Origin of the sequence: Sorangium sp. So ce204, from assembly GCF_051526795.1 — a bacterium.
GTDB classification, from domain to species: domain Bacteria; phylum Myxococcota_A; class Polyangia; order Polyangiales; family Polyangiaceae; genus Sorangium; species Sorangium cellulosum_B.
In genome coordinates this window covers 664,441-678,448 of record NZ_CP150317.1, presented here as the reverse complement: position 1 = coordinate 678,448, position 14,008 = coordinate 664,441, and the positions used below count along the sequence as shown (strand labels likewise).

9 protein-coding genes and 1 pseudogene are annotated in these 14,008 nt (G+C 68.2%); 5 read left to right on the top strand and 5 right to left on the bottom strand.

Going from position 1 to position 14,008, the window contains the following annotated elements:
- Positions 1 to 196: 196 nt before the first annotated feature.
- From WMF22_RS02500 to WMF22_RS02490, 3 genes are all read right to left on the bottom strand, one after another.
- Positions 197 to 436, bottom strand: coding sequence for an HNH endonuclease (locus tag WMF22_RS02500; protein ID WP_438037230.1), 240 nt, complete (start codon positions 434 to 436; stop codon positions 197 to 199).
- A gap of 764 nt (positions 437 to 1,200) precedes the next feature.
- Positions 1,201 to 2,139: a hypothetical protein gene (locus WMF22_RS02495; protein ID WP_438034707.1), complete on the bottom strand. Its 939-nt coding sequence runs from the start codon at positions 2,137 to 2,139 to the stop codon at positions 1,201 to 1,203.
- 117 nt (positions 2,140 to 2,256) lie between these two features.
- Positions 2,257 to 3,504, bottom strand: a complete 1,248-nt coding sequence (locus WMF22_RS02490) for a Shedu anti-phage system protein SduA domain-containing protein (RefSeq protein ID WP_438034706.1) — start codon at positions 3,502 to 3,504, stop codon at positions 2,257 to 2,259.
- Between the two features lie 453 nt (positions 3,505 to 3,957).
- Between WMF22_RS02490 and WMF22_RS02485 the strand changes: the two are divergent.
- A pseudogene (locus WMF22_RS02485) lies at positions 3,958 to 4,907 on the top strand (integron integrase).
- 372 nt (positions 4,908 to 5,279) lie between these two features.
- Here the strand turns inward: WMF22_RS02485 and WMF22_RS02480 are convergent.
- Positions 5,280 to 5,558 (bottom strand): helix-turn-helix domain-containing protein, encoded by a 279-nt coding sequence (locus WMF22_RS02480; RefSeq protein WP_012233090.1) that lies wholly within the window; start codon positions 5,556 to 5,558, stop codon positions 5,280 to 5,282.
- A gap of 168 nt (positions 5,559 to 5,726) precedes the next feature.
- Here WMF22_RS02480 and WMF22_RS02475 point away from each other — a divergent pair, with 168 nt between their 5' ends.
- The 4 genes from WMF22_RS02475 to WMF22_RS02460 all read left to right on the top strand — a co-directional run bounded on the left by WMF22_RS02475 (position 5,727) and on the right by WMF22_RS02460 (position 11,920).
- Complete coding sequence (locus tag WMF22_RS02475; RefSeq protein ID WP_438034705.1) at positions 5,727 to 6,380, top strand: sigma-70 family RNA polymerase sigma factor; 654 nt, start codon at positions 5,727 to 5,729, stop codon at positions 6,378 to 6,380.
- Positions 6,377 to 7,003 carry a JAB domain-containing protein gene (locus WMF22_RS02470; RefSeq protein ID WP_438034704.1) on the top strand — a complete coding sequence of 209 codons (627 nt, stop codon included), beginning with the start codon at positions 6,377 to 6,379 and terminating at the stop codon, positions 7,001 to 7,003. The genes WMF22_RS02475 and WMF22_RS02470 overlap by 4 nt, the downstream gene beginning before the upstream one ends.
- 221 nt (positions 7,004 to 7,224) lie before the next feature.
- Entirely contained in the window at positions 7,225 to 11,391 is a 4,167-nt protein-coding gene (locus WMF22_RS02465) for a PAAR-like domain-containing protein (protein WP_438034703.1), read from the top strand.
- A gap of 4 nt (positions 11,392 to 11,395) precedes the next feature.
- Entirely contained in the window at positions 11,396 to 11,920 is a 525-nt protein-coding gene (locus WMF22_RS02460; RefSeq protein ID WP_438034702.1) for a hypothetical protein, read from the top strand.
- An 84-nt stretch (positions 11,921 to 12,004) separates the two neighbouring features.
- Here the strand turns inward: WMF22_RS02460 and WMF22_RS02455 are convergent, their stop codons facing one another.
- Positions 12,005 to 13,399, bottom strand: a complete 1,395-nt coding sequence (locus WMF22_RS02455) for a styrene monooxygenase/indole monooxygenase family protein (protein ID WP_438034701.1) — start codon at positions 13,397 to 13,399, stop codon at positions 12,005 to 12,007.
- Positions 13,400 to 14,008: the final 609 nt, after the last annotated feature.

Genomic DNA, 14,008 nt, shown 5'->3' with positions numbered 1-14,008 from the left:
GGGCAGCCCAGTCCGTCGGCAGCACCGGCTTGTTCGGCGGGTGGTCCGGTCGGGGTGCCGTGCCGAGCATAGCGCGCTACAGGCGCACCGTCGCTCGTGCATGCCGGCACGGGTCCGTCCGCCACGGCGTGGGTCCGGTCGCACGGGCCCGGTAGCAATCGCCGCCAGCGGTCCTTCAACGTGGATCTTGGAAATCTCAAAAGCCCGGCCCCTTGTTCCTGTTGCACGCTTCGCACAACAATTGAATGTTTCTCGACGTATTGGATCCACCTCGTGCAGCAGGTACAATATGGTCGAATTCGAGGTCGGTCTTGCTTCCGCAATGCACGCACTGGCCCCCATCACGGTTCCACACAAACGCCTGAACTTCTCGGGGGACGGCCGTGCGCCGGCGATCCGTAGTTGCGTCAGAGCGCCCTTGCAACTCCTCCCTCATTCTTGACACTTGGCTGGAGGTCTTCATTACATGGTAACGAATGCGCGTTGCCGCCTCTTGGTCGGTCGGAGTCTCGCTAGTAAACTCATAGATCTTCCCGCGATAGGCGTAGAGACACTTCTCGTCAAACTGCAGGTACAGCTCACCAAAGTTCTCGCTGCATGCGTGAAACCGAACCACAGTCTTGTCGTCAGACTCTGCGGGAAACCCGACCGCCGAGTACTTGTACGTGTGTCGCCCGATCCGAATATACGAGTCTGAGTAGGTTCCTGGCACCTCCTTCGCGCCGAACGCCCGACCAATCCACGTCGGCGCCTTGCCAGGGGAATAGGTAGCGTACATCACGGTTCCACGCTCTTTCAAAGCCATATACGGCCAGTCTCCCCGTTCCAGTCAGTCGGGCATGCCGGGCACCTGATGTTTGGGGGTACTGTGCCGACCGATGCGCAGGTGCACCGCCGATCCCCGGTCGAACCGTCGCAGTGACCACGCGTTGCGAGGCGGGCACGATAAGCGGCTGCGAGCGAACGCGAGCAGCGGGGCATCCCTGAGCCACGAGCGCCTGGGTCTTGGCAGGACGAGCGCGTCGCGGGGGCGGCACGGCGCCTCGTGCGCATGGCTGGGGCGCCTCGCCACCACGCCCGTCCGCCGAACGATCTGCCAGTGTGCTGCGGGCAGGGCTGCCGAGCGGAGCGAGGCTGCCCGGACCGTCAGCACCAGCGGCTTGTTCGGTAGCGGCGGCGCAGGATGTGAACGTGCATACCTCATACCGGGACCTTGGTCTGCCAGTGCAGCAAGAACTTCATCCACGTTCGTTGGGCTTTGACCAGAACCCGTAGCGTCTCCTCGAAGTATGAGCCGTCGCCAGCTGTCCATGACTGTCCGGGGCGACGCGCAGCCAATCTTGAGAGTGCGTCCACGGCCATGGGCATACACCTGTTGAGTTCCTCGAATTGCGCGATCAGAACACCTGGACCACGTGATGCGTACAGTCCGAGGGCCTCGTTGCACTCGGCTCCGCATTGGTGAAGGCCCGAGATGATCCAGTCAATCCACCGGACGCCTGGTGCGGCGTCGACGTCCACGGCGGGCTCCAGCAATCGCGGAGTAATGATGTGCGCCGCCAGTGGCCTCACGATCGATACGTCAGGGTATTGCGAATAAGGGCCTTCGGGGGGTGTGGATAGCATGAGCCGCGAGAGCATGCCGAACGCGTCGGACCCCGCCGTGCGCGCCAGCATGGCCGCCATCGGCGACGTTGCCGCGATGAGGGCATCCCTCATTCGGTGCGCGATCATCTGCTCCAGAGGATCACGGACCAGAGCACTTGCCCCAGCCGACTGGCTGGGGCGGCCCTGGCGCTCCCTCGCATCAGCTTCGGCATACTGCTTCCACTGGCGCAAAAGGGAGACCGGATAGGTCACGACATCGTCGTCGATCTTCTTCGCGCAGATCTGACAGAGCCAGATGCCATTCTCAGCGGAAGTCCGCTCGGCCTCGGAGAGGGTCTCGTCGTAGCGAGGACCTCCAGGCGCCGCGGCGGTAATGTGGGCGGCAACGCCCACGTCTGACCGCGCCTGAACGGACTCGTCGCTCGGCCCCGCCGTCAGGGCTCGACACAGCGGACTCGAACACGCGTAGCCGGCGCGGTGCGCGAGGCTGCCGCGAACAAGAGAAGTGAAGTTATGCCGGCTCGAGGTCATGGCTGTGTTCCGCGTAGTTGTCGCTTACGAAGGGAAAGCTGCCGAACGATCTGCCCATCTGCTGCCGCACGAAGTGCGGCCAGCAGCATGGGCTTGTTAGACCGCTGGTTTACCAAGCTACTCTCCGGTGCCCTGCAACTGATGGAGGAAGCGCCTGGTCTTCATGAGCGATTCTCGATTCAACTTCAAATTGGCAATGGTGTACTCCGCAGCTCGCGTCCTGGGCCTCCACACGCCTTCGTCTGTTTCCTCGAAGTGGTCGTGGAACCGTTCAACAGGGTCTACGAAGCGATAGCCGGCTTGCTCTTCCCGCGGTGCCGGCCAGCCGGCAGCCTTGGCCGCGTTACATGATCGACATGCGTAAAGCAGGTTTTGGTATGACCACGCGAGCTGTGGGAACAACGCCCGAGGACGAAACGTTTCGATGCTAAACGCATCGATGCCACCGGCGAGCCGATCTGGGGTACGGCAGTACGCACATAGACCCATAAAATCCCGGCGCAGGTGCGCCAGCACCGCTCGTCTCATGCCGCGATCGTAGCTAAAATAGTCGACATCGCTCGGAAGCCCTGGTCCTGCCGAGCGAACAAACTCTACAGAAGTAGGATAAAGAAGGGCGAAGTCCTCAACCTGCACGAGAACCTTAAGCGATCCGTTTCCTTGCACCACGTGAGGTGAGATTGCCCAGCCGGTGACATCAGGGACGCGACGCCGCGTCCGCACATGACTGTCCGCGATGCCCAGCAACTCGTCCACCGTTGTGAGCCAAACGCCGTCCTCTTGCAGGCGCGCCTTGATCTCATCGAAGTGTCCCGGGTTCGAAGCGAATTCGGCGCTGGTGCCCATGACCAAGTACTGCTGCGGCACCCTGATGTCCCAGCCCAGTGTACGGAACAGGTCGCGGTTTTCAGGCACGCGCGTAAGCCAGTGCTTGTACTCGCGTAGTTGCTCCACGGCATGTCTTGCTTCTGGCGATAAGCGCAAGCCGTAGCCGCGTTCGGATATTTTTGTGGCGGCGCTCTTGAGTTCGATGATGTGTGCGGACTTATAGACTCCGCCGCCAGAGGGCGGTTGAATGATGCTCTTTTTGGCGGCGATCAAATCGGCGCGATCACGTTGCCGCGCATCCGTTAGAATGATTTCGTAGCTCTCGTTCAGCTTGTATAGGGGCTGCTCGGACGCGAATTCGCTGAATCCGAGCACCCCGACAAGCGCCGGATGCCGCTCAAGCAGTCTGTGTAGCGCGGCTTCATCGCCGGTGAGGCTCCCGTGAAGGAACTCTTTGAGTTCCCGCACGTCATCTTCAGACACCGGATCGGTTGCATCGAAGATGTTTACGACGGGCGGGGAGGCGGACGGTGCCATGCTCGGATCCTATCACGAGCCAGAGCGCTGCTGCTCAAGTTTGGGCGTCCTGTCTGGCCTCGGTCTAACGTCGCAATCATCTGTGCCGCGCGACATATCTTCGCATTTTTGCATGTAGGCTGCGAACCGCGGTGCCCGATCACCGTGTTCTCGCGGATGAGTCGCGGCACCCCGCAGCATATCTAGATATCCCCGCGGATAGGTCGCGATCTTCCGCAGGCTATCTGCGCATCTCCGGAGATAGGCCGCCGCTACACAACTACGTATCGCCGTTGATGGGCTTCGGACGGCAACGGTGTACCGAAAGGCAAGATGCGTGCCTGTGATTGATTGTCTCGGGCGACTGATGTGCATCCCAAATATCCGCTGGCCGCCACAACTCGCGCCCGCCCTGCGCCGATAAGGGTCAATGCGGGTCCGACGAACCGGCCCCGACCACTCGGAACCATCCCCATGACCCTCATCGAAGCCGTACGCGCCACCATACGACGCCTGCATTACTCTCCGCGTACCGAAGAGGCAATTGTCCACTGGATCCGGCAATTCATCCGCTTCCATCACGGCAAGCACCCACGGCAGATGGGCGCGGAAGAGGTCACGGCCTTCCTCAACGATCTTGCGGTCGCGCGCCGCACCGCGGCGTCCACGCAGAACCAAGCGCTGTGCGCGCTCCTCTTCCTTTCAGACGGGTCCTCGACCTGCAGATACCCCGGCTCGAAGCGCTCGAGCGTGCCCGCCGGCCGGAGCACCTCCCCACGGTCCTCTCGCGACAGGACGCGCTCACCTTGCTCGAGCACCTGATCCGACCTTTTCGACTCATCGGCGAGCTCCTCTACGGAAGCGGCCTCCGCCTCCTCGAAGCGCTTTCGATTCGCGTCAAAGACGTCGACCTCGATCGACGGCAAATCATGGTGCGCCGCGGGAAAGCACAGCACGACCGGCCGGCCTTGCTCCCCGCTCGGGCGCGCGACGAGCTGCAGGCCCAGCTCGACGCCGTGGCGCAGCGGCACAAGAAGGAGCTCGCGGTTGGCCGCGGCGAGGTCGACCTGTCCCACGCGCTGCGAGCGAAGATGCCAGGAGCAGCCACGAGCCTCGCCTGGCAGTACCTCTTCCCCGCCTCTCGCCCTTGCACCGATCCTGCGACGGGTCGACAGGTCCTCTACCACCTGCACGAATCGGCGGTGCAAAGGGCCGTGCACGATGCCGGACGGGCGGCGGGGCTCACCAAGCGCGCGACATGCCACATCCTCCGCCACAGCTTCGCGACCCACCTGCTCGAGGCGGGCACCGACATCCGGACGATCCAAACATTGCTCGGCCACAAGGATGTACGGACCACGATGATCTACACCCACATCGTCGACCGCGGTCCTCTCGGCGTGATCAGTCCTCTCGACCGCTGACCGCCGCTTCCGCGTGGAGCGCCTTGAACTCCGATCCCACCCCCACGTGCCGTCCCCACGCATCGTGGAAAGGTAGCGTAGCCGACGGCTGCCCCATCCTGTCAAGGAGGCCAGCGCAGGACCGTGCGGTCTCTACACCGGACGAAGGCGCGAGCGGGTCCTTAATGCCCTACCCCTCCGAAGCGAAGGAGTGCCCCTGCAACCTCCCGGCCGGTCAGCGACGGGGCTGTTCAGGTTGCCGCAGTTCGCCGAGTTCTCCACCACGCGGGACGGCGTCCGAAGCCGCAACAACGCACGCGCCGGCGATGCGCCAGGTGGAGAAGGGCGCGGATGGCCGCGGGCTGTCGAGGTGCGGATACTGGGGATTGACTGTCAGGTGCCGGCGGGACGTTTGCGCGGCCGACCTCGCTTGATCTCGGGCATCGCGGCGCTGCGGAGAAGAACCCCAGGCGACACATCGAGCGCGTTCGCGAGCCTGACAAGCGTGCCGAGGCTCATGCTCTGCCGCCCAACCTCGATCGCCTGCATCGTCCGCAGCTCGATCCCGGCCGCTTCCGCGAGCTGCTCCTGCGTGATGCCGCGCTGCTGGCGTAGCCGCCGCAGGTTCGCCGCGATGTAGAGCAGGAGGGTATCGAGCGTGAGCGTTCGCACGCCCTTCGCGTACTCCCGCGCCGGGTTCAGAATAACGATCCAGAAGATCGGATTTCCTTGACCTGCCGGCTGTCAGTTCGTAACGTGGCGAGACCACAAAAGTGCCGCCCGCGGGTGCTGCTAACACCCCGGGCGGCGTGGCCGAACCCCGCTTCCACGAGGTCCGACATGGAAACCGTACGTCTACGCTCTGACCAGGGCCAAGAGATCGATCCGTCCTCCCGTCGCCGTCCCCGTCCCGCTGCTCTCAGCCGGCTCGCCCGCCCGACCAAACCCCTCCGTCACCAGCCCCCTCACCCCGCCGTCTACCTCGACCCCACCGCGCTCCTCGAACAGCGCCCGCTCATCCGCAGCGCGCTGCGCGCCCGCGGCGTCCGCGCCGCGGATCTCGACGACGTCACGCAGGAGACCGTGCTCGGCGCCTTTTGCAGCATGCGCGCCGGGCGCTTCCGGCCGTCCCCCGATCAGCCGCCGGGCGACGCGTTGCGCGCCTGGCTGGCCGCGGTCGCCCTGCGGCAGGCTTCGCACCACCGCGACAAGGCGTACCGCCGGCACGAGGTGCCCGCGGTCGATCCCGATCGGCTCGCTCCCCTCGCAGCTCCCTCGCCGGAGGAGCGCATCGTCGCGCGCGGGCTGCTCCGCGCCTTCCACCGTCTCCGCGCGGAGCTCCGCGAGGTCCTGGCGCTCACCGCCGCCGGCCTGACGATGCGCGAGATCGCGGCGGCGCTCGCGATCCCGAGGCCGACGGTGGCCACGCGGCTCCGCCTCGCTCGCCGCCTCTTCGCCCGCTCGCTCACCCGCGCTCGGAGGTGGCCCCGATGAGCGGCGCACCCGTCGACGCCCCCGCCGAGACGGCGGCCGAGATCCCGACCGCGACCGAGGCCGGCCTGATCGAGATGGTGCTCGGCATCCCGGCCGTGGGACCGCGCGTTCTCGGCGCGGCCGCCCTGCCGTCCCTCGGTCGCCTCTCCCCGGCGGCCATCGCCGAGCGAACCCAGATCGCGCTGCTCGACGCGACCCGGCTCGCGGCGGCCTTCGAGCTCGGCCGCCGCGCCCATGCCGCGCGGGCTCGCCGAGGTGCGCTCCTCACCGACGCCGCCCGCGTGGCGCGGTACTTCGGCCCGAGGCTCGCGCACCTCGTCCACGAGGAGCTCTGGATCGCGGCGCTCGACAGCCACGGCCGCGTCCGCGAAGCGCGCATGCTCGCCCGCGGCGTCGACGACGCCCTCCACGTAGGCCGCTCGACCATCCTGCGCACGGCGCTGGACATGGCGGCCGTCGGCTTCGTCCTGGCCCACAACCACCCGAGCGGCGATCCGACGCCGACCGGGGAGGACCAGGCGATGACCCAGGAGCTGCGCCACCTCTCCTACGAGCTGAACGTCCCGCTCCAGGCCCACGTCATCGTCACGCCGAGCGGGCGGTACCACGCCGTCCTGGAGTAGCCATCGCGGAGCCATCTCCGCGACCACGTAGAACCGCGGCGAGCCGCGCGTCTCGCCGATCTCCTCGAGCCACATCTCGGCCCCGCGGCTCCTCGCCTTCTGTCGCTCCAGCTCCTCGAGGCGGTCCCTTCGCCCCCAGGACCAGTGAGGCCGGCGTCGTGTCCGCGTCGTGCGGGCCCCGATTGCATTCCCGGCGGAGCGTGGGTGAACCTGCTGTCGCCATGAGCAAGGTCACTGCGCTGGGTCTGGATACCGTGCACGAGGGCTCCGGCCACCAGATGACCGGCATGGCGGTGAGCGTGTGCACGACGCCGGCCGCGCCGAGCCCTCTTCCGATCCCCTATCCGACGATGGGCACGGTGGCCGAAGGGGTCATCGACGCGCCGATGCGGACGACGATCGAAGGAAAGAAGATCCTGACGGTCGGCGCGTGCATGAAGGCGTGTCACGGCAACGAGCCGGGCACCATGAAGGAGGTGCTGAGCCTCAACACGGGCGGCCCCTGCTTCCCGTGGCTCGGCGCGCCGAACGTGCTCATTGAGCTCGGGATGGCCGGGATCACCGGCAGCATGGGGCAGATGAACAAGTCGGTCACCGCCGGCGCCGGGACGACCGCGAGCGGGGCGGGCGGCGCCGGGGGTGCGGGCGGTGGCGGAGCAGGAGGCGGCGCGGGGGCGCCGGGCGGGCGCGGGCCGAGCGCGCCGGGCGGAGGTGGCGGGGGCGGCGGCGGGCGCAGCCACAAGGGGGCGAAGGCGGGCAAGTCGTCGTCGCCGCCGGTGGACCAGTGCACGACCGAGGGGCACCCGGTCGACGTCACGGACGGCGCGGTGGTCGACGCGGCGACGGACCTCTCGGTCCCGGGGATGATCCCGCTCGTGTGGGCGCGGCATTATCGCTCGTCGCGGTGCAGCGAGCGAGACGCGGCACTCGGGCCTGGGTGGGCTTTTTCCTATGATCAATGGATAGAAGAGGGGGAGCAGGTCCTCGCGCTGCGCGACGGCGAGGGGCGATGGATCTGGTTCGAGAAGGTGGAGCCCGGGGAGACGATGTTCCACCGGCGCGAGCGGATCGAGCTCCACCGCGACGGCGCGCGGGAGTACCGGGTGGTGGAGCTCGGGTCGCGGCAGGTCCGGGTGTTCGCGGCGGAGGAGGGCTCGGCGAGGGCGCTGTTGCGCGCGATCCGCGATGTGCACGGCAACGAAATCCGGCTGGACTACGAGGGCGAGCGGCTCGTCCGGGTCGTCGACACCGCGGGGCGAGAGCTCAAGGTGCGGTGGAGGGAGGGGCGGATCACGCGCCTGGAGCTGTGGGCGGAGCGGCGGCTGGGGCAGTGGGTGGACTACCGTTACGATCGCGCGGGGTGCCTGATCGCGGCCGTCGACGCGGTGGGCGGCGTCGAGGCGTACGAGGTCGACGTCCGGCACCGGATGACCGCGGCGACGCTGAAGAACGGCGAGCGGTTCTGGTACGCGTACGAAGACCACCACGGGCACCGGTGCCGGAGGACCGGCGGGCGAGACGGGCTGCACGAGGTGGAGCTCCGGCGCGACGCGCGAGCCAAAACGACCGAGGTCCGCGGCGAGGAGCCGCGGGTGTACACCTGGAACGCCGACGGCCTGGTGACGCGCGCGGCGCTTCCCGACGGGACGGTGCTGTGGGAGCGGGCGTACGACGAGGACGCGCTCCTCGTCGCGGAGGCGAACGGCGCGGGCGAGGGGGTGCAGCGCTGGTACGACGCGCGGGGCAACGTCATCCGCGAGGTGGACGCGCTCGGCAACGAGACGCAGTGGGAGAGCGAGGGCGACCTCGTGGTGCGCGAGATCAGCCCCGAGGGGCTGCTGACACAGGTGGTACGCGACGCGCGCGGCGAGGTGAGCGCGGTGCTGTTTCCGACCGGCGCGGCGTACTCGTACGCGCGCGACGAGCGCGGGCGGGTCACGGGCGTGTACGGGCACGGGGGCGGGGAGGAAGGCCTGCTGTTCGGTTACGAGCACGACGCGCAGCACAACGTGATCGCGGAGACGGACGCGCGCGGCGCGCGGACGGCGTACGCGCACGACGGCATGGGCCGGTCCGTGTCGCGGACCGACGCGCTGGGGCGGATCACGCGCGTGGCGTACGACCCGATGGGGCGGCCGATCCGCGTGGAGCGGCCCGACGGGACGAGGACCGTCGCGACGTACGACCGCATGGGCAACCCGGCGCGCCTGGTCGATGCGCTGGGGCAGACGACGCAGCTCGCCTACGAGGGCACGGGCGCGCTGGCCCAGGTCGTCGAGCCGGGCGGGGGCGTGTGGCGGTTCGAGTACACGAAGAAGGAGCGGCTGCGCCGCATCACCAACCCGAAGGGCGAGCGGTACGCCTTTCGTTACGATGAAGCGGGCAGGGTCGCGCAGGAGGACACGTTCGACGGGCGCACGCTGCGCTACGGCTACCACGGCTCGGGGCGGCTCGGGCGCATCGAGCAGGCGGCGGACGGGACGTGGCGCAATCTGTTTTACGACCGCGCGGGCAACCTCACGGGCGACGAGACCCCGGACGGGCTGATCGACTACGCGCGCGACCGGATGGGGCGGCTGCATGGGGCCGTGCTGGAGGAGGCGAGCGGGCAGCGCGTCGAGACGTGGTTCGAGCGCGACCGGTTCGGGCGCGTGGTGTGCGAGCGGCAGGGCGACAAGGCGGTGCGGTACGCGTTCGACGCGCGCGGGCGGCGCGTCGAGCGCGTGATGCCGGACGGGGCGAGGACGCGGTATGCGTACGACGCGCTCGATGCGCTGAGCGTGGTCGAGCACGAGGGGCAACGCGTGACGATCGAGCGCGACGCGCTCGGGCGGGAGATCCAGAGGGCGAGCGGCGAGATCGGCGAGGCGGGCGAGGCCGCGATCGCAGTGCGCAGCAGCTACGATGCGATGGACCGGCTCATCGAGCAACGGGCGACGGCGCCGGCGCCGTCGCCGTCGCCAGGGGTGCCGAAGGTGCTGGTCATGCGGCAATGGTCGTATGACGCGCGCGGGCGCGTCGAACGGATCGACGACGCGCGCTGGGGGGCGACGGCGCACCGGTACGACCGCGTCGATCGGCTCTTGTCCGCGCAGCGCGGCGGCAGGCGCGAGGTGTTCGCGTACGATCCGGCCGGCTCGATCACGCGCATGCTCGAAGTGTTCGTGGAGCAGGGCGGCGTGGGCCTGCTGGCGCAGGCGCAGCAGGCGCAGGACGGAATGCAGCCGTCGTGGCAGATCGAGCGCGGCGGCGTGCTGCGCAAGACCGAGACCGCGGCGTACGAGGTCGACGCGCGCGGGCGGCGGACGGCCAAGGTGGAGCTGGCGCGCTATCGGGAGAGCCACCCGAACGGCGGCGCCGTGACCGAGCAGGACATGACCCGCTACCTCTGGGACTGCCGCGACCGGCTGCGCGAGGTACGGCGGCCGGATGGCACGCGGGTCGTCATGACCTATGACGCCTTCGGGAGGCGCGTGCGCAAGGAGGTGATCGGCGCGGCCGCGGTTGGCCTGCCGCGCGTGGTGGAGTTCGTCTGGGATGGCGATGTGCTCGCGGCCGATGTCGACGGCGAGCGAGGGGCGCGGACGTTCGTGCACGCGCCGGGGACGTTCGTGCCGCTGCTCCAGCAGCAGGATGGGCGCGTGCTGACGTATGTCAATGACCACCTCGGCACGCCCAAGGAGCTGCTCGACCCGCGGGGGCTCGTGGCGTGGACAGCGGCGCACTCGGCCTGGGGCAAGGTCGCCGAGGTGTGGCGCGATCCGATCAGCGCCCTCAACCACAGGACTGCCATCGAGTCACCGTTCAGGTTGCTCGGGCAGTATGCCGACGAGGAGACGGGGCTCTGCTACACGAGGTTCAGGTTCTTCGATCCGGAGATGGGAGGATGGTGCAGTCCCGATCCGCTCGGGATACGTGGCGGGCTCAACCTGTTCGCGTTCGACGGCGCTCCCACCGTGAACGTCGACCCGCTCGGGCTGTCCTGCACGCCGACGCTCAAGGTACCTGCCGGCTCGGACAACATCGGTCGCGACATGAACCGAGAAGCGCTCGGTCACCTCGTCGCCGCGCGAAACGACGGAGCGACCGCGGGGGAGATGGCCGACATGTACCAGGGGATGGTGAAGCAGATCCATGGCGCTGCGAACCAGCACGGTCAATCATGGGGCGCAACGCGTCTGGATTGCAGCGATGGCTCGCACGGGTTCGCGGGTGACAAGGGAGGGCGGGAGCTCGTCATCACTCCCGACCGGCAGATCCATGTCGGGCCACCGGGGCTCATCAACAAGACTCCCACACCCCCGTTCATCAACAAGAGCGTTACGCCGCCACGATTCGTCGTAGGGCCGCCCAACCTTCCGGGGCCACCCGGAACGAGAACATTTTGATCCTATGAACGAGACAGACATCATCGTGCACGGACAGGAAGCGTTTCAGCACGCAGAGGCGATCGCCGATCGTTTTACAGGACACCTGGTCCATCAGGGGCTCATCGATCTGCTCGGAACATCTTCCCTGCTTCATACAGATTTTCCGCTTTACCTCGACCTGCTCAAATATGCGCGCTGCCTTGAAGCAATCTACGCCGACCGGACGCGCATCGCGGCGCTCGCGTCGTGCGGCGCGCAGTCCCCGATCGGACCGGGAGAGCTCCGCTCCCGCATCGAAGCGGCTGAGGCGTTGGGGGCGATCAAGCGCGGCGCCGAGGCGTTTGCGCACTGCGAGTCGCTGCCGGAGGGCCCAGTGCGCGAGCTCGAGCGCTTCGGGCTCGGCGTCTCGGCGGAGCTGCTCGGAGCGGCGATGAGCACGCCACCAGTAGACTTTGCTGTGCATGCGCGGATGCTTGAGTGTTCTTTTCGCAAGATCGAGCTCGTGAAGCTATTGGCCGAGGGCAAGGAGCCGACGCCCTTCATCTGACCATGGAAAGGAATGCCGCGTGGTGGAGCTCGAGACGCGGCACGTGCGGGGGCTCGACAGAGGAAAGCGGGCGCTCCGCGAGCGCTACGCGCTCGCTCCCCCGGCGTGTACCGGCGCCTCCGGATGCCCCGGCGGGAGCCCGATGCGCTGCCGCACCTGCGCGATGCCGACGCCCACGCCCCCTGCTGCGAGCGCGAGCGGCCAGGGCTTCCCGGTCGTCTGCCGGATGAAGGCGCGCACCCGCCCGACGTCCTCGAGGACCGCCGTCAGCCGCGCCGGATCGTTGAAGTTGTTCACGAAGGCGTTGGCGAGCGCCTGCTGCCCGCTCGTGTTGTCCGCCCGCCCGTCGCTGCCGTATTGCGCCATGAGGAGGTGGGCCATCGGGGGCGAAACCCCGGCGAGCAGGATGTTGTTGAACCGGTCGGTGGGCCCGCCGTGCCGCGCGTAGAAGCGATCGAAGGTGCGCGTCATCCAGTCGGCGTCGAACGGGCGCTCGCCGTGCTGCACGATGCACTCGACCAGGTTGCGCGCCATCTTGTTGCCGTTGTTGGCGCCCTGGCCGCCGATCGGATCGATCGACATCGCCGTGTCGCCCAGCGGCGTCACGATCCGGCCGGAGGGCAGCCGTCCGACGGGCTTGCGCACCACGGGGACGACCCGCCCGTTCTGCCATCCGTGTTTGTCCGACAGCTCGGCTCCCCTGAACCACTCGTAGTCCCAGGGGATGAGCTCCTTCACCAGCCCCTTCGCGATCGCGATGATCTCCTCGCCCGACTTCGCGCCCTGGAACCTGTCGAGCGGCCCTCCGGGCACCGCCTCGACGAGGCAGTTCCAGCTCGGTCCCACGTCCTTGTGGTGGTAGGGCACCCAGAACGCCTCCCCGATGCCCGCGAACAGGTTGAACTTGACCGGGAGCATGGGGATGCCGTCGAACCCGAGCTTCGGGCCGGTCACGCACATCATGACGACGTTGCGCTGCGCCTCCGAGTGGACGCTGCGCGCGGCGTCTCGCTCGAACAGGTTGCACAGATCGCCCCGTCCAGCAGCGACGACGGTGAGATCGTTCTCGGCGGCGATCGCGTCGAGCCGCGCGATCGTGACGGGCTCGATCACGATCTTGCCGCCTCGCCGCTCGAGCTCGAGCATCCACCGGTGGCTCTGGAGCCGGAGATCGATCGCGAAGAAGTGCTGCTCGAGTCGACCCGCCAGCGTCAGGAGGCGGTTGCCCGGGGCGGCGCACGCGGTCAGCTGGGCGCCCTGGCCCTGGGGCGCGGCGTCCTCCCAGAAGGCCAGGCCGAGCTCGCGCTCGAACGCGAGCGCCACGTCGAACCGCGCCGCGGTGCCTGTCGGCTTCGACTCGTTGAGCCACTGCTCGGGCGTCCGATCCGAGTAGAGCGTCACCTCGTAGCCGGCCTTCACCAGGGCGTGTGCCGCGAGCAGTCCGGCCTGTCCAGACCCCACGATAGCTATCTTCCGCATGAGGAACCCCCGGGTTGGTTTGGTCTGCGCTCGCCTCACGGGCGACGCGCGCCGAGCCATCCGAGTCGGTCCGCCGTCACGGCCACAGCAGGCGTCGCGATCAAGGAAAGCCCAGTCAAGAGAGACCGTATCACCCGAGCCAGCCCCGCAGGAAGCGTCCACCACGCGCGCGCATGCTCCGTCGCCGCGCATCGTTCCCCGCTCCCTCCCCTCGCCCCCACGCGCTCCTCTGCCGCGTTTCCCGCCGGATAGAGCCCTCGGGGGGAGGGGGTGTCGCGCGGGGGGCGAGGGGGAGGGCCCCACGAACCCGAGCGCCGGCCCGCATCGCAGCGACGCCTCATGGACTCGCCACCTCCGTACAGCAGGCCATTGCCGCCAAAAGGCGCGAGTTCGTGGGAGGGCCCCCTCGCCCCCCGCGCGACGCCCCCTCCCCCCGAGGGCTCCGCTGCAGTCAGCCCACAGGGGTCGCCCCCGCCCCCGCCACCGAGCCCGCCCGCCGGTTGCGAGGCGCAGCCGCTTGGAGTAGCGTCCGCGCCGCCGCGGGGCCGGGCGATCCAGTTCGCCCAGCTCCAGCGGACGAGCCGGGCGTCTGGTGCGCGCCCCGGCTCG